Genomic DNA, 16813 nt, shown 5'->3' on the forward strand with positions numbered 1-16813 from the left:
AATTAAACGAAATGAAAAAAAATCATTTATGGTTAATTACCGCTGTCTTGGCGGGGCAAGGAATTTTTGCGCAAAATGTACAGCAAGATTCACTTAGAATGCAGCAACTTGATGAGGTTGTGGTAAGCGATTCAAAATTTGAGTTGAAACGTGAAAACTCCGGTAAAACGGTCATCAAAATTACTGCAGAGGAAATGCAGCGCAACCAGGGCAGGACCGTTGCGGAAATCATCAATACCAAAAGCGGAATCGAGATTGCTGGGAGCCGTGGTAGGGACGGTGATGTTCTAGGGGTGTATGCCCGAGGTGGTCGTGGTCGTCAGGTTTTGATTATTATCGATGGTGTTCGTGTACAGGATCCATCTACATTTTCCGCAGAATATGACCTTCGATTGTTGTCACCAAACACTATCGAATCCATTGAAATTATTAAAGGAGCGGCAAGTACGCTTTATGGTACGAATGCGGTAACGGCTGTGATCAACATCACAACAAAAAAGAGCTCCGAAAAGAAGATTGCAGGTAATTTTGAAACGAGTGTAGGGACCAATCAAACTGCCGATGACCAGAATTATAATATCGGAAGCATTCAAAATTCCGCGAATGTGAACGGAACTTTGGGCAAGTTCAATTATGGGGTCGATTTTTCTAACCGATATAAAAGTGGGCTATCCGCGGCGGTGACCCCAGAAAATGAAGAGGATGTTTTTTCGCACTTCAGCACCAATGTGAAGCTGGGCTATCAGTTTGCCGAAAATTTTGGGGTGCAGGTGTACGGAAACCAGACCAAGTTTAGGAACGAGTATGATGCTACTATGGCAGAAGCTGATAATTTGGGCGAAAATGAGCAACAGCGAGTAGGGTTGTCATCGGAATTTGGCTATGGTAAAGGTTCCATTCACTTGAATACAGCCTATACGGATTATGAGTCTGTGGCCAATGACACCTTTGGTGAAAGTATCACCGAGGGAAGCAACTGGGTGTTGGATGTGTACAACAAATATGTTTTTGGAGAGCAGTTCCACACCATTTTAGGGTTGAACTATATTAAGGACGAGGCCATCTTTGCTGATGAAGTGGATTTTACTATTGTTGACCCTTATGCCAATGTGGTGTATGTTTTAGATTTTGGATTGAATTTGAACGCGGGTGCAAGACTGAACACTCACTCGGAATATGGAAATCATTTTGTGTACAACGTGAATCCATCTTATGTGTTTGATACGGAAAATGGGTATGTGAAGCTGATGGGTTCGTATGCTACATCGTACATCACACCTAATTTAACGCAGTTGTTTGGTGCTTTTGGTGGTAATCCAGAATTGGAGCCTGAAGAAAACTCGACCATTGAAGGGGGTATTGAATTTAAACTTGATAGTACTTTCCGAATCAGCACAGTTTATTTTGATAGAAATGAAACCAATGCCATTGGATACGATGCCAATTTTATGAGCATTAATGTGGCCGATGAAATTGATGCCAATGGGGTAGAGGTAGAAGCTACTTGGTTGCCCTTGAATAATTTTAGTGTCAACGCCAACTATACTTTTACAGAAAGAAAAGGTGACAATGCTATTCGTATTCCAAAGCACAAGGCCAATGTATCTTTATGGTACCAGTTTTGTGCAAGTACGGATGCCTCTCTAACCTATGCGTATACGGGCGAGCGTTTTGACACAGACTTTGCAACGTACTCGGACATTGCCTTGGAACCGTTTTCATTATTGAACTTTTCCGTTAGGCACGAACTGATACAGAATAAACTTAATGTATTCTTGAATGCGGATAACTTGTTGAACGAAGATTACAGGGAGTTGCTCGGATTCACGACCCGAGGACGAAACTTTAGGGTGGGTCTCAACCTAAACCTTTAAAAAAAAAAGCGGCCAATTGGCCGCTTTTTTAATTACTTGTTAAATTTCAATGGCTTGTCCAAATACATATTGTCTTTCACGGGAGTGTGCAACCTAGAAGAGGTAAAAGACTCAGCAGGCATTCTCACAGTAAAATCTATTTTCGCAGAACCACCAGAAATTTCTTGAAGGGCACGGGCTAAAAGCGGCTCGTTTACATTACCCAAAACACCAAGGTTGGTCAAATCTTCACCAAGGGTAATATCTGGAACTAGACCGCTCGTGTAATCATAGAATCCATCTGCATTCTCGTTCCGCCCAACAAGGGGTTGTATTCCCCAACTATTGTTTGGATTTATGTCACCTTCTCTACTGGAAGAATAAAGAAAAGGGAGGTCTTGGTCTGGATCATCGACCAATGTAATGGAAAATTCATTTTTTCCGCGAGTGGTTGTACCAATGTGGATAACATCTATATAAGGTTCAAGGCCGTTCATGACCAATTCGCTTGCCGAAGCAGAACCATTTGTTGCAATAACAAATACTCTATTCAGGTTTAATGAGTTTATAGGGCTGTTAGCAGGAGGGGGAGTGTTGCTTTCAAAATAGTCGGTGAGGGAAGCATCGCTAAATGCTGCTTGGACTTTTGAGTTCCAACGTTGCCTAATATAAACTTCTTGTGTTTTGGTACCATAGATCATACTGGCCAAAAGGCGAGAAGTGTTTACATTGCCACCAGGATTGTAACGCATGTCCAACACCAACTCTGTAGCACCATCCGTCTTAAATTTTGCAAAAGCATCATTCAAATCTTCATTAAAACTGCTTAAAAAGCGATTGTACATCAAATAAGCAACCTTAGTGCCGTTCACATCCAGAGTTTCCGCAATCAAGATAGGGTCTTCTATTTGGTTCTCTATTTTGGTAAGTTGAACTTCTTTATCATTGTTGGAAATAGTTTCGTTTTCAACTGTGGCCATGCCCAAGGTATATGTGCTGTTGTTGCCAAATAAGAGTTCGGTGTAGTTGCTATCTGTCAATTGAATGCCATCTACCCTAGTAAAAAAATCACCTCTTTGTATATCTTTGGTTGATGCATTTGAACCGGGCCAAACGTAAAGTACGTAACCAAAGACATCGTTGGTATTTCCAATATAAGACAATCTAAATTCCAGGCCATTACTTTGAGAAATACCAGAGAGGCTGTTTACAAGTTCTTTATAATCTTCGTTAGCAAAACTGAATCGGTCTATGGCAGCTTCTTCCCCAACTATTCTCTCATGATCATTACATATACTGTAGTAAAAATTCTCTGGGTCGGGATAAGATTCTAAAAATGCGGTGTATTCGGCATTGGTGGAGAACCTATCATCAGCAAGATCGGGAACATCGCCCTGCCAAAAATACCATAGGTTCATGGCCTGCCACATAAAGTTCTGAGCAGCAACATCTGCAGTTGGGTCCGGGTCGGGGGTTGGACCAGGTTTAATGCCGTTGTCATCATTGCTACAGGATGCCAGCAACAAGGACAATCCTAAAAACAGGAAATAATACTTTTTCATAGCTTAATTTTTATTGAATTTACTCAAATTTTGTTCCAAATTTATCAGAGGTGTAGGTTGGATTGAGTAAAATTACATGGTAAACCATGCAAATTTCCTTTGCAAAATAGGTTTATATAGGCAGATAGCAAATTTTTTGTAACAATTTTCGATATGTATCGTCTGGATAGTGTAGGTCGGTAGTAACGACACAAAAACAACTAAGACAACCAAATGAAACAAACAGAATTTTTAAATGTGGTTTTGCCCTTTCAGGACAAACTGTACAGGCTCGCAAAGCGACTGTTGGTTTCCAGGGAAGAAGCTGAAGACGCCACCCAAGAAATTTTGTTGAAGCTTTGGTCAAAGAACGAGTCCATGTCAAAGTACAAAAATGTAGAGGCCTTTGCCATGACGATGACCAAAAACTTTTGTTTGGACCGTTTAAAGTCCAAGCAAGCAGGAAACCTAAAATTGGTCCATAGCAATTATAGCGATGAAACCACCTCTTTACAAAAGCAATTGGAAGCAGAGGACAGCATAAGTTGGATGGAACGAATTATGAAGAAACTGCCAGAACAACAAAAAATGATATTGCAGCTACGGGATGTAGAGCAATATGAGTTCGAAGAGATATGCGAACTCTTGGATATGAAACCCACAGCGGTGCGCGTGGCACTGTCGAGGGCGAGAAAAACAGTAAGGGACGAATTAATAAAAAAACACAGCTATGGAATTGGGTAACATAGAAAAAATATTGGAAAAGTATTTCGAGGCCACTGCGACAGTGGAGGAAGAAAGAACACTTAGGGAGTATTTTGCACAAGACGAGGTCGCACCTCACTTGGAACAGTACAGGCCTATGTTCAGTTACTTTTCCATGGCGAAGGAAGAAAAGTACACCAAGCAGGTTCCATTAAAACCTAGAGTAAACTATTACAAGTGGCTATCCGTTGCGGCGGCAGTAGTTTTGACCTTCGGTATTTATTTTGGTAATCAGTACCAAGAAACAAAACGTTTGGAGGAACAAAAAGCAGCATACGCTTACCAAGAAACCAAAAAGGCTTTTGAACTCTTAGCGGAAAATTTTAACAAGGGCACAGAAAAGGTGGCCTATCTAAAAGAGTTCGAAGAAGCAAAAGAGAAAATTTACAACAACAATTAAAAAAACGAAACAAGATGAAGAAGTATATTTTAATCGCAGTAATGGCAGCTTTGCCTTTGACAGGGTTTTCACAATCCCTTTTTGACAAGTTTGAAGATTTGGATGAGGTCACATCCGTAGTGGTAAACAAAAGCATGTTTAATCTGCTTGCAAAAATCGATGTGGAGGTGGATGACCCCGAAGCACAGGACTTTATGGATATTGCAAGTAGCTTAAAAAGTTTGAAGGTGTTTACTACAGAGGACAAAAAAATCGGTAGTGATATGAAATCTTCCGTGGATAGCTATCTAAGGTCTTCTAAAATGGAAGAGTTGATGCGAGTGAAGGACAAAGATGCCAATGTGAAATTCTACATTAAAGAAGGACGTGATGCCGACCACGTGAGCGAACTGTTGATGTTCGTAACAGGCTTGGGCGATGTAGAGGCAAATGGTAGAAAGTTTGAAACGGTAATCCTATCACTTACAGGGGATATTGACCTGAACAAAATTGGCTCATTGACCAAAAAGATGAACTTGCCCGAAGAGCTTAACGAAGCTGGCAAGAAGAATTAAGCATACTACGGTTGACAATAGTAGGTAGGGAATTGTAACAAAACACAGAAACTCCCAACTTATTATTGTCAATCGATTTTTAGATTTCAGAATCAATCAAAAACATAGAAAAGATGAAACAGATCATTAAAACCATGTTGGTGGCCGGGGCGGTACTTTTCGCTTCATGTGCTTCTCAGCCAAGTTTACAGGAATATTATGTGGACAATTCGGAGAATCCTAACTTTCTTTCCATAGATGTTCCGGCAAGTATTTTAAAGCTGAACGAGGAGGAATTGAACCCAACGCAAAAGGAAGCCATCGAATCCCTCAGAAAATTCAATCTATTGGCTTTTAAAAAGAATTCCGAGAACCAGGTCGAATATGAATCGGAAAAGAAAAAAGTACGCGAGATACTCAAGGGAGATGACTTTGTGGAGTTGATGAAAATCAATTCAAAATATGGCAAGGGAGTCATTAAGTATCTAGGTGATGAAGATGCCATTGATGAGGTGATCATTTACGGAGATAGCGAGGATAAAGGCTTTGCTCTTGTCCGCGTACTGGGTAAAAACATGAACCCAGCGCATATTATCCAATTGATGCAGGCCATTCAAAAATCCGACTACAAAGGTGAAGGGCTGGGCGAAATTGGGGATTTTCTAAAAGGCTAGGATTTATCAAAATATAAAATTTTGAAGGGCGACGTTTGTCGCCCTTTTTGTTTTTCCAATGTTTTAAACGAATAAACGAGTGACCTTGTTTAGTATCTTAGTGTCTCATTATAAGAAAACTAACAAAACCAAAACCTCATGGAAAAAGCACAAGAATGGTTCGATTATGGAATTGAGCTGTCAAAAGAATTTGGCCCTAAGCTCGTAACCGCACTCATCATTTACTTGGTGGGTATGTGGGTGGTGAACAAAATCATCAAAGGAACCCGAAAGGTCATGTCCAAAAGCAAATATGATCAATCCCTCCAGAAATTTTTACTGAACCTGTTCTCCTGGGCGCTAAAAGTATTCTTGATAATCATAGTAATTTCCAGACTGGGAGTGGATGTCACCACTTTTGCCGCGGTAATAGCCGCTGCCGGTCTTGCCATCGGCCTTGCACTTCAAGGTTCCCTATCCAATTTTGCTGGCGGGGTGCTTGTCATGATTTTTAAACCGTATAAAATAGGAGACCTTATCGAGGCACAAGATGTATTGGGTAGGGTAAAGGGCATCGAAATATTTACCACGAAGCTCATAACTCCCCAAAACAAGCTCGCGATAATTCCAAATGGCGCCATTGCCAACGGAAACATCATCAATTATACAGCAGAGGGTAAAATGCGGGTCGACACAGTAATCGGAGTAGGATACGATGAGGACATTAAAAGGACAAAGGAAGTGCTGTTGAAAGTATTGACCTCAAATAAAAAAGTACTCACGGACCCTGCCCCATCGGTCAATGTGTTGGAATTGGCTGACAGCTCCGTGAATTTTGCCGTTCGTCCCTTCTGCAAGCCAGAGGATTACTGGGATGTGTATTTTAACACCTACGAAAATTGTAAAATAGCCCTTGACGAAGCAGGTATCGAAATTCCTTACCCGCATCGCGTACAGGTGCAAAAAGAAGGTTGATTATCCTCCCTTCACTAAAGACATTAAACCCCGGTGTAATTCGCTGGGGTGATTTGTTTCAGTTCGGCTTTGATCTCATCCGAAACTTCTAGTGTTTCAATAAAATCAGCGATGGATTTCTGATTGATTTTCTCGTTGGTACGTGTCAAACCTTTTAAAGCTTCATATGGGTTTGGGTAGCCTTCCCTTCTTAATATGGTCTGGATAGCTTCCGCAACAACGGCCCAGTTGTCCTCCAAATCCTGTTCAAACTTGGCTTGGTTCAATACCAACTTGTTCAACCCTTTTAAAGTAGATTGAAACCCAACAATGGTATGTGCAAAAGGGACTCCAACATTACGCAGTACCGTACTGTCCGTAAGGTCACGTTGCAATCTAGATATAGGCAGTTTAGCCGATAAATGCTCAAAAATGGCATTGGCCAATCCTAAATTTCCTTCTGAATTTTCAAAATCGATTGGATTTACCTTGTGCGGCATGGCAGATGAACCGACTTCTCCTTTTTTGATTTTCTGTTTGAAGTAATCCATGGATATGTAGGTCCAAAAATCCCTATCCAAATCAACTAAAATCGTGTTGATGCGCTTAAGACAATCGAACAAAGCGGCCATATGGTCGTAATGTTCAATTTGCGTCGTCGGGAAAGAGTGGTGCAAGCCTAGCTTTTCCTGCACAAACTTTTTTCCAAAGGCTCTCCAATCATTGGTTGGATAAGCAACTTTGTGAGCATTGTAGTTTCCAGTAGCACCTCCAAATTTTGACGCACTGGGTATATCGTTCAATAAATTGAACTGTTCCTTGAAACGCTCTACAAAAACATCGATTTCCTTGCCCAAACGGGTAGGGGACGCCGGTTGACCGTGCGTTCTGGCCAACATGGGAATGTTTTCCCATTCCTTGGCAAGCTCTTTCAACTTTTCAAAAACATCCAGATAGGACGGTATGTATACATCGTTTATAGCTTCCTTGATAGATAATGGAATAGCTGTATTGTTGATGTCTTGCGATGTCAGTCCAAAGTGGATAAACTCCTTATATTTTTGAAGGTTTAGCGCATCAAACTTTTGTTTGATAAAGTATTCCACCGCTTTGACATCGTGGTTGGTGGTTTTTTCTATATCCTTGATGGCCTGTGCATCTTCCGTAGAAAACTCTTGGTAGATTTTCTGTAGCTCCGGGAATAACGCCGTATTAAAATCAGCCAATTGTGGTAAAGGAATCTCGCAAAGCGCGATAAAATACTCAATCTCTACCAGTACACGGTATTTGATAAGGGCTTCTTCCGAAAAATAGTCTTTTAAGGCTTTGGTCTTGTTTCTATATCTACCGTCAATCGGCGAAATGGCGTTCAGTTGTGTCAGCGACATGGTACAGAAAATTTTGAAAGGGTCAAAGATACTTAAACGTTGCGGTTTAGACACCCATTTTGGCCAACTTATCCAGAGTTTTTTTTGCCCGGTTTTGGTATCCAGTGCTGCCATTGGCATAGCTTTCTTCCAGAACTAGTTTGAGTTCGGGATGGACCCAATCAAATTTCAGACCTAGATAGTACAGACTTGTCATGGCAAAAACCTTAGGTGCCATGTTCATGGGGCCAATGAGCCAATCAAAGCAAGCGGTCATTATTTTTTCCAAGTGGTCATTGGTCATATTTTGAACAAACTCTGGATTCTTTTTTTTGAAATAGGCCTCACATAACATTTCGCACACATGGGCGATGGGTCGGATACAGGATTCGGATTTTAATTCTGAAAGGCCATTGACGAAGTCATCCATAAACGGAAGGATAAGGTTCAGTTTTTTTCGCATCAAGTGGTCAAAGGTCCAACTGGCATTGAACGTACCCTCTTTGTCCTCAATCAAAACCTTCTGATAAAGCACTTTGACCAACAGGGGCTCATCTTCCAATTGAAGGACCAACCCATCAATTTGCTGTTTGGAAATTCTACCGGAATCAAGGACTATATGGAGTTGCTCCCGGGTCATGTATTGCGGTTAAGTTGGCTTACGAGCTCGGGAATTCCGGTGGAGGCTGTTTTCGGTATTACAGTAAGGTTATCAAAATCTACAGACCTGATATTGGGTTTGGGGTCAATAAAGTATATCGGTGTTTGTTTTGGCGCATAATGAATCAAACTTGCCGCAGGGTAGACCTGCATTGAAGTGCCCACGATAATCAAAACCTCTGCTTGTTGGGTAATCTCGGCCGCAGTTTCCAACATAGGGACCATTTCACCAAACCATACGATATGTGGTCGCAATTGATGACCATTATCGTCTAGATCGCCTAACACCAAGTCCTTTTTCCAATCTAGAACATGGTTTTCATTCACAGTACTTCTAACCTTGAACAATTCCCCGTGTAAGTGTACTACGTGCGAGCTACCGGCCTGTTCGTGAAGATTATCCACATTTTGGGTAACGATGCTCACATCAAAACGTTGCTCCAGTTCTGCCAGGGATAAATGTCCCCTGTTCGGAGAAACATCCAATAATTGTCGTCTTCGTTGATTGTAAAATTCAAGAACGAGTTCCGGATTTTTGGCAAACCCTTGTGGAGAGGCAACCTCCATTACATCATGCCCTTCCCAAAGCCCGTTTTCATCACGAAAGGTCTTAAGCCCACTTTCGGCGCTCATTCCTGCTCCTGTGAGTACTACAATTTTTGGTTTGGACATATTTTTGGCTTTTTTTCAAAACTAGTCTTCTTTCCAGTTTTGAAGACGGTCCAAATATAAATAGCTTTCAACAAATGCCCGATGCTCATTACTTGTCATCGTTTCCAAAAGATTCAATGCCGATATATAACTGGCCAAATTACCATTGGAGGAGTAAAACTTACCATCTTTTACAAAAGTTACCAAACTATCGTTCTGAACTTTTAGGTTGGGATAATCCTTTTGAAGCTGTTCACCACCACCTATCCAAGTTACAATTTTCTTGCCGTCCGCAATTCCGGATTTACCAATCAGCTGCGCGCCGGCACAATTACTTACGGTGTATTGGGTTTCTTCATTTTTTCTTTTGATGAATTCCACAATTTTTTCATTGTGTACTTGAGCATACATATCGTAGGCACTGGGAACAAACAATGCGGTCAATTTAGGACAATTGTCAAACGTGTAATCGGGAATAAAATGCATGCCTTCTTCGGTGGTTATCGGGTTTTCTGTCTCGGCTATTGTGATTACGTTAAAGAGTTGTTCTCCATCTGCTGTCGGTTTTGCAAATACGTCAGAGGTTGCTACAACTTCACTTTGAAGCACTCCGTTATACATTAAAAGTCCAATGGTGGGCAAGTCTTCTTTGAATGGTTTTAGGTGTTTGGTCAATGTATCCGATTGGATTGTGGTGGACTGATTTTCGGATTCTTCGCCATTAACTGAGTTTTTTGACTTATTGGTATTACAGCTAGAAAGTAAAACAGCGAGCAATAGAACCAGAGGAGTTTTCATATATCTATTTTGATTGGGTTTAATTTATCTGTCACAAAGCTACCTATCAAAACCTGAATAAAAATTAAACTGGTTTAAGAACATTTTAGAAAAGTATAAATTTTTTAAAATCTGCATGCGGTGTCCAAATAAGCTCCATCAAATTTTTGAATGATTTTCGTGGATTCAGGTTTTTTGTTGGATACATTTTGATTTGCATGAAGTTTCAGCCTTACCAAATCTACCAGCTTTTTATCCGTTATCTTCCGATTTTTGCATTTGAATCCATGCACTATGATTATTTGCAGCTTGTTCCGCCCACTGTGTGATTCGCGGCCCAAAACATTCCAGTATCGCATCCACACCAATAACAGTCCCTTTGGCCAACCGACCTAGTAACGCAATGGGCAAGGTGTTCTCGGAGGAGTCCAATACATACCCGTGATTATCCGTTACAACACCTAGTTCGTCATGAACCGCTTGTATCATCCCGTCCGAAAGCATATTTCTTACTAAGGAAGATGTTACTTCCTTAATTTTGGGCTGGTCCAGAACTGAGTCAACCATAATGTTGGCGGTTATTAACTTGTTGGAATTTGCTAATCTCCAACCTTCATTTACCATTTCAATTTTTGGATTGTTCACAAAATCCAAATTCAACACTCCGGCCTTATTTAAAGCAATCAATTGTTGAATAGCCTCCACAGGTGGTCCGTAGGAATACCTTTTTGTAGACTCATCCAACATTACAATCTCGGCAAACACATTGTCCGAGCATGCATTGTAAGAAAGTTGTTTGTACATCGAAGGTTGGCAATGCCGCCAAACCTGTCCAATGCAAAAATCCAAACTGATTGCTTGCTGGCCAGTGGCCATATCCACAAATAGGTTCATCATGGAATCCACAGATTCGTTTTGGGACACAATAGCAGGGTCATTCAAAGTAGGATTTTGTAACCAATTTTTAATGATGCTTTCTATTCTGGGTTGTTCAAGTTGTTGTGGGTTGATACTCTTTGGCAGTTTCAAGAAAATCTCAGCAGCAATCGGGGCGAATGCATCAAGCAGAAAATCAATATTCTCAGCGGTTTTCTGTGTCTTTCTGTTTCCGATTAGGATTTCAAAATTTTCCAATTGAGTTGCCGAAGGTGCAAACCAATCGTCTATTTTTTTATTTAAGGATTTTGGAACGGGAGGTAGACCATCCAACGAAAAAGGAACCAATAGATTTTTAATCTTTTGGGTCGGAACATAAGTGCATTTCCGGGTTTTTTCGTTCTCGATTTGAAAATCTCCAAATTCTTTACCGATTCGCCTCGCCACATCAATCATGGTAAGACCAAAACCTCTTATCGCAACAACACTTTTCGAATCAAGATGTTTACATGATAGGATATTAGAAAGAGGATAGGCGTCTTGGAAGAGACTGATTCCGTTGTGGTTGTCTACATGATCCTTCCATTCGGCAAGTTGTTCGGAAATTTTGGTGGGTTGATGCCCAATTGTTAGCAAAATTTCGTCAAAATCACTGTAGATATTATTGCTTGTACAAATGTTGATTTTATTGTTTTCTACGAATTGAAGCTCATGCACTTCTTCGATATGTAAGGTGGCGTATCCTTTTTCTACTAAGGGGTCAATTAGCGAGCAGAACCTTTGATTTAGATATTTACCGATTTTACGGCGAGGAGGATAGGCATCAACTTCCTTGGATATATTATGGTCTATCCAGTCATGATAGGAAGGGAACGCAGGAACGGACAATCCTTTTTCATTGATTTCTTTTCTTTCATTGAGTTCCAAGATGCGTTCGGTGATGTTTATCCAATTGGAACCGGATTGGGTGGTGTCGTACACATGGCCATCACCAAAATTCCCGGAGGCCTCAAAGAGGGTAAAATTAAAGTTTTTAAAACTATTTTTCTTAATTAATTGAGCGACCAAGCACTCCAAGGCGTGTCCACCCCGTGGACCAACTCCTATTATTCCAAGGTTGCGTTTATCGGCCATTTAGTTTCTACCAACTTTTAGATATATTTTATATTAGTTGTTATTCATTGTCAAGGCGTTTGATCATCAATTTCATTTCCTTGATTTCTTTTCTTTGTGCTTCAATAATTTCTTGGGCCAATTGTTTTACTTCAGGGTCTTTGAGCTCAGCCCTGGTACTCGTCAAAATGGCTATGGAATGATGGGGAATCATGGCCTTCATCCACTTAACATCTTCAATGGGAACTTGTTTTCTTACCAAATATGTGGAAACAGACATCAGTATTAAGCTGCCCAGAACAATCGTTAGATTTTTCGTTTTGTTCGAATACATGTTTTTCATGAACAAGAACATAATAATGGCCATACCTCCTATACCAATAAAAGTCATGTACATTCTTGTCCAACTAAAAAAAACATGGCTCAGTTCATAGGTGTTGAAATACATGGTAATGTACATTGATATAGCCGAGCAGATAAGCATCAATGTAAATTTGGTATAATTTTTCATATCAATTTTATTGAGTTGTTTTTACAATCCTTTCCTGTGAAAGATTTTACCTTTCCTCCACCAATAAAACTGATATAAACTAATTAGTTTGCCCCTATTCCCTCAAAAGTTATCTTAATCGGTTTTATAGTGCCATCTGGATTGAATTCCATTTTGTCCATACAGGTTACGCGATGGTCACGGTCTTTGTTGGGAATGGGCCTGCGGTGATAGACTATGATCCATTCATCCGTTCCCGGTTTATTGATTACGGAATGGTGCCCTGCACCCGTGGCGATATCTCCTTCATTTGTTTCCAAGACGGTACCGATACGATTGTAAGGCCCCGTTGGCTTATCTGCCATAGCGTAGGCCACTTTGTAACTTCTATCGGTCCAGTTTCCTTCGGACCACATAAAATAATACATACCATTGCGCAGAAACATAAACGGACCTTCCACATAACCTTCTGGGGTGATTTCCTTGAACAGGCTTCCATCGTCCCAAGGCTCAAAGCCCGTGAAATCTTCGTTGAGTTTTCCTAAGTTGCAATGGCTCCATCCACCATAGAAGAAATAATGGGTGCCGTCCACATCCTTAAAAACAAATTGGTCGATAGGTTGTGCATCGTTATAGAAGCCGGAAATCAATGGCTCACCCAAATAATCTTCAAAAGGTCCGGCAGGGTTATCCGCAACGGCCACACCAATGCCTCCATAATGGTTGATGTCGTTATTGGGGTCGTAGGAGCTTCTTCCGGGCCGTTGAATGTCGTTGGCACCAAAGAATAGGTAGTACTTGCTATCTTTTTCAATGATTGAAGGAGCCCAAAGTGCCTGTCTCAACCATTTGATTTTGGTTGTGTCCAAAATACGTTCGTGCTTTTCCCAATTTACTAAATCTTTTGAGGAAAAGGCATCAAAATGAAGTTGCTTATCGTAATCATCCGAAAAGGTGGGGTAGACCCAATAGGTATCTCCAAAGACGATTCCTTCGGGGTCGGCATACCAGCCATCAAAAATTGGGTTGTTGCCTTTTTGTTCTTGATTTTGGGCTATTAGAGGCAAGGTTAATACAGCAAGGAGTGTGGTTAGAATAATTTTGAGGTGCATGGTTGTTTTTTAATATTTATAAGTAGTACTAGTGATTTTCTTGTTTGTTGTTTGTCAACGGGTCTTTAATGATTTTTCCATACAGGTATTTTTATGTAACTATCATTATGCCAGTCTATTTGCAATGGTTCATGCGCATCTTTTATGGTTTCTTCCGAAACAGGTTTGCCAGAACCGTAGTTTATAATCTCAAAAGGATGTTTGTTAATATTAAGCAATATAACAAGTTGGCTGCCTTTACCAATTTTTTTACTTACAAATCGTGTATTGGCAAAAGCTATATTTTCTTTTTGATACGGAACCAAGAGATTCCTTTTTGTAGGGTCTTGGGAATAACTTGCCCTACCGACATACCGCGTAAGAAAAAAGTAATTACCATCAGGCTTCAGCTCGTACAGGGCCAAAGAAACATCCATATCCTTTTTATTCATGGTCACGGACAAGTTTCCGCTAAATGAGCCATTTATAGAAAATTCTGTTTCAAAAGGCAAGGTTTTGAAGATAAGTCCCCCGCTTGCATCAAGAGAATCAAAAATAATTTGAGGCGTGTAATAGTTATTTTGATTTTCTCTATCGGCAAAGTCCACGGTTTGTTTTTTGAATGACTTCTTCTGGGGTTTCTGGGTATTCAAAGAAGTATCATCCAAATAAAGTGTCAAGGTATCGTTGTTTATTTTTCCCAAGGAAGGCGCATGTTTCCAGAGATTGGTTTCCATTACCTGGTAGTTTACCTTGTCCTTTAAAATTTCTGGCTTGGTTTTGCCCTTTAAAATATAATCCAGCCAGCTATATGCCAATTCCATCATATTGATGTTGGCCACGCTATCGATTTTATAGCCCATCAGGTCTTGGGATGGTTTTCGTTGGGCGCCCCAATGATCATATGGGCCTATCACCAAATAGTGTTCAGGATTTATATTGTACTTATTATGATTTTTAAAGTACTGGAGAGCCCCGACTTGTGAGTCATCATAGTAGCCGGTTGTCGTTAAAATGGGTATGTCGATATTGGCATATTCTTCTGGTGTAGGTACCATGGATTGCCAGTACTCATCATATGATGGGTGTGATAACCACTTTTGAAAAATAAAATTTTTATATCCGGCCAAGCTGTCCATGCTTTTAAAAGCAATGCCGTTTTCAAACCATTCAAAAGGCAGACTTCTTCTTATAGGCTCCTTTTTGTAGATATTGGCATGGGGCCAGTAGAGGCCTAGATTCATTTGTACGTTGTTTTCCATGGGAGTGTCGTAACCAGGCATCACAGCTACTTGTGGAACAATTGTTTTTAATGCAGGGTGGGGGCTCTTCATGGCTGCCCACTGCGAAAAACCGGTGTAGCTTCCGCCGTACATACCAACATCTCCATTGCACCACGGTTGCTTGCTTATCCATTCAATGATATCATAAATATCTGTAGCTTCATGTTCATAAGGCGCATAATTCTTTACATCCGTCCTTATTCCACGTGCATAGGCAACCACACCAACATATTCCTTGTCCGCAGATAGTTTAGCAAAGTATTGGTCCGATTCCCCCTGGTGATAAGTGGTGTAAAATAGTATTGCGGGCAGAGGCGTCTTGTTCTTTTTGTTTTGGACTATTGTTGCAGAAATATCAATATAGTCACGGGTTGGTATGGATACGCTGTCCTGAATATTGTAAACATTGTTGTTTTGTATCGAATTTTGGGCAAATATTGCAGAGAAACCGCAAAGGAAAATCAGGATAAATATGAGTTTTCTCATTAAGTTTTTAATGCTTGTCAATTAATGGCAGAACCTAAGATAGCAATTCCATCTTTCAAGAAATAGAAATTCCAATTTTTCCTATCTTGGTTTTATGTTTGATGATGATTTGTTGACATATCTGGAAACTTACCTCACAGAAGAACGCAAACAACGTTTTTTGGATGTTCTTCAACAACGAACGCGACATATTACCATTGCAGTTGAAGATGTGTATCAACTACACAATACCAGTGCCATTCTACGCAGCTGTGATGCCTTTGGCGTGCAGGACCTTCATGTGGTAGAAAATCGTTTTGGCAAACGTTTGGACAAGAATATTGCCATGGGAGCCGAACAATGGGTGGATGTGTATCGTTATAAAACGGTTACGGATTGTATTTCTACATTGAGGGAAGATGGTTATCGAATTATCGCTACCACGCCCCACAACGATTCCACATTGCTTCCCGATTTTTTTCCGAAACAAAAATGCGCCATCTTTTTTGGAACTGAGAGAAAGGGATTGTCCGAAGAGGTTATGCAACAAGCAGATGGGTTTTTAAAAATCCCGATGGTGGGCTTTTCGGAGAGTTTGAATGTTTCCGTATCCGCAGCTATCATCATACAGCAACTGGCCCAAAAAGTGCGGAATTCCCATGTGGATTGGCAATTATCTGATATAGAGATGCTTGAAAAACGATTGGATTGGACCAAAAAATCGATAAAGGACGTCAATGGTATCATAAAAAGATATCTGGTAGAGTAAATTATTTTTGTACTTTTAGTTGTTAATCAATCAATTACGTAATTATGTTAGTCCTTTATATTATCGTAGCGGTACTGGCCTTGGTACTTCTGCTGGCCGCCATTGCACCAAAAAACTATAATGTTTCCCGTTCCATCGAAATTAAACGGCCCAAAAATGTTGTTTTTGAATATCTCAAATCTTTAAAAAATCAGGATAAGTGGTCGCCATGGGGAAAACGTGACCCCAATATGCATCAGGAATTTACAGGAACAGATGGTCAAGTGGGTGCAATTAGCTATTGGAAAGGGAATAAAGAAGTAGGAGAAGGGGAGCAGGAAATAACCAAAATTGTTGAAGGCAAACGTATTGAAACCGAACTCAGGTTTTTAAAGCCGTTTAAATCCACATCGGATGCTTATATAGAAACCGTAGAGGTCGGCAGTGATAGAACCAAGGTTATCTGGGGTTTTTCAGGAAAGAATGTATTCCCAATGAGTATTATGATGCTGTTCATGAGCATGGATAAGGCCGTGGGAAAGGATTTTGAAGAAGGATTGGCAAGTTTGAAAGAAATTTTAGAAAGCAATTGA

The 16813-nt window shown here is 40.5% G+C and carries 17 protein-coding genes; 8 read left to right on the plus strand and 9 right to left on the minus strand.

The window, feature by feature from the left end:
• Positions 1–11: 11 nt before the first annotated feature.
• Entirely contained in the window at positions 12–1874 is a 1863-nt protein-coding gene (locus DCK90_RS02785) for a TonB-dependent receptor plug domain-containing protein (protein WP_108244649.1), read from the plus strand.
• Positions 1875–1906: 32 nt separating this feature from the next.
• Here the strand turns inward: DCK90_RS02785 and DCK90_RS02790 are convergent, their stop codons facing one another.
• Positions 1907–3415, minus strand: coding sequence for a S41 family peptidase (locus DCK90_RS02790; RefSeq protein ID WP_108244650.1), 1509 nt, complete (start codon positions 3413–3415; stop codon positions 1907–1909).
• Positions 3416–3628: 213 nt separating this feature from the next.
• Between DCK90_RS02790 and DCK90_RS02795 the strand changes: the two genes are divergently transcribed.
• The 5 genes from DCK90_RS02795 to DCK90_RS02815 all read left to right on the plus strand — a co-directional run bounded on the left by DCK90_RS02795 (position 3629) and on the right by DCK90_RS02815 (position 6720).
• Complete coding sequence (locus DCK90_RS02795) at positions 3629–4138, plus strand: RNA polymerase sigma factor (RefSeq protein ID WP_108244651.1); 510 nt, start codon at positions 3629–3631, stop codon at positions 4136–4138.
• A complete protein-coding gene (locus tag DCK90_RS02800; RefSeq protein WP_108244652.1) occupies positions 4125–4559 on the plus strand; it encodes a hypothetical protein in 435 nt (144 codons plus the stop codon). Before DCK90_RS02795 ends, DCK90_RS02800 begins: the two co-directional genes overlap by 14 nt.
• A gap of 14 nt (positions 4560–4573) precedes the next feature.
• On the plus strand, positions 4574–5113 hold the full coding sequence (locus DCK90_RS02805; protein WP_108244653.1) for a DUF4252 domain-containing protein: 540 nt from the start codon (positions 4574–4576) through the stop codon (positions 5111–5113).
• 113 nt (positions 5114–5226) lie between these two features.
• Positions 5227–5766 carry a DUF4252 domain-containing protein gene (locus DCK90_RS02810; protein WP_108244654.1) on the plus strand — a complete coding sequence of 180 codons (540 nt, stop codon included), beginning with the start codon at positions 5227–5229 and terminating at the stop codon, positions 5764–5766.
• Positions 5767–5904: 138 nt separating this feature from the next.
• Positions 5905–6720, plus strand: a complete 816-nt coding sequence (locus DCK90_RS02815; protein WP_108244655.1) for a mechanosensitive ion channel family protein — start codon at positions 5905–5907, stop codon at positions 6718–6720.
• A gap of 23 nt (positions 6721–6743) precedes the next feature.
• Here DCK90_RS02815 and purB read toward each other — a convergent pair whose 3' ends face one another.
• From purB to DCK90_RS02855, 8 genes are all read right to left on the minus strand, one after another.
• On the minus strand, positions 6744–8087 hold the full coding sequence (gene purB / locus DCK90_RS02820) for an adenylosuccinate lyase (RefSeq protein ID WP_108244656.1): 1344 nt from the start codon (positions 8085–8087) through the stop codon (positions 6744–6746).
• Positions 8088–8133: 46 nt separating this feature from the next.
• Positions 8134–8706 (minus strand): adenylosuccinate lyase, encoded by a 573-nt coding sequence (locus DCK90_RS02825; RefSeq protein ID WP_108244657.1) that lies wholly within the window; start codon positions 8704–8706, stop codon positions 8134–8136.
• Positions 8703–9398 carry an SIR2 family NAD-dependent protein deacylase gene (locus DCK90_RS02830; RefSeq protein ID WP_108244658.1) on the minus strand — a complete coding sequence of 232 codons (696 nt, stop codon included), beginning with the start codon at positions 9396–9398 and terminating at the stop codon, positions 8703–8705. Before DCK90_RS02830 ends, DCK90_RS02825 begins: the two co-directional genes overlap by 4 nt.
• A 21-nt stretch (positions 9399–9419) precedes the next feature.
• Positions 9420–10175, minus strand: a complete 756-nt coding sequence (locus DCK90_RS02835) for a DJ-1/PfpI family protein (protein WP_108244659.1) — start codon at positions 10173–10175, stop codon at positions 9420–9422.
• Between the two features lie 231 nt (positions 10176–10406).
• Complete coding sequence (locus tag DCK90_RS02840; protein ID WP_108244660.1) at positions 10407–12164, minus strand: FAD/NAD(P)-binding protein; 1758 nt, start codon at positions 12162–12164, stop codon at positions 10407–10409.
• Between the two features lie 40 nt (positions 12165–12204).
• Positions 12205–12654 carry a DUF305 domain-containing protein gene (locus DCK90_RS02845; protein ID WP_108244661.1) on the minus strand — a complete coding sequence of 150 codons (450 nt, stop codon included), beginning with the start codon at positions 12652–12654 and terminating at the stop codon, positions 12205–12207.
• Positions 12655–12737: 83 nt separating this feature from the next.
• Positions 12738–13745, minus strand: a complete 1008-nt coding sequence (locus tag DCK90_RS02850; RefSeq protein ID WP_108244662.1) for a glycoside hydrolase family 43 protein — start codon at positions 13743–13745, stop codon at positions 12738–12740.
• A 65-nt stretch (positions 13746–13810) separates the two neighbouring features.
• Entirely contained in the window at positions 13811–15493 is a 1683-nt protein-coding gene (locus DCK90_RS02855) for a CocE/NonD family hydrolase (RefSeq protein ID WP_108244663.1), read from the minus strand.
• 94 nt (positions 15494–15587) lie between these two features.
• On the opposite strand from DCK90_RS02855, the gene DCK90_RS02860 reads away from it, so the two are divergent.
• Both DCK90_RS02860 and DCK90_RS02865 read left to right on the plus strand, forming a co-directional pair.
• Complete coding sequence (locus DCK90_RS02860) at positions 15588–16241, plus strand: TrmH family RNA methyltransferase (protein WP_108244664.1); 654 nt, start codon at positions 15588–15590, stop codon at positions 16239–16241.
• 44 nt (positions 16242–16285) lie between these two features.
• On the plus strand, positions 16286–16813 hold the full coding sequence (locus DCK90_RS02865) for an SRPBCC family protein (protein ID WP_108244665.1): 528 nt from the start codon (positions 16286–16288) through the stop codon (positions 16811–16813).

It is taken from the genome of Muricauda brasiliensis (assembly GCF_003057865.1).
GTDB lineage: Bacteria > Bacteroidota > Bacteroidia > Flavobacteriales > Flavobacteriaceae > Flagellimonas > Flagellimonas chongwuensis.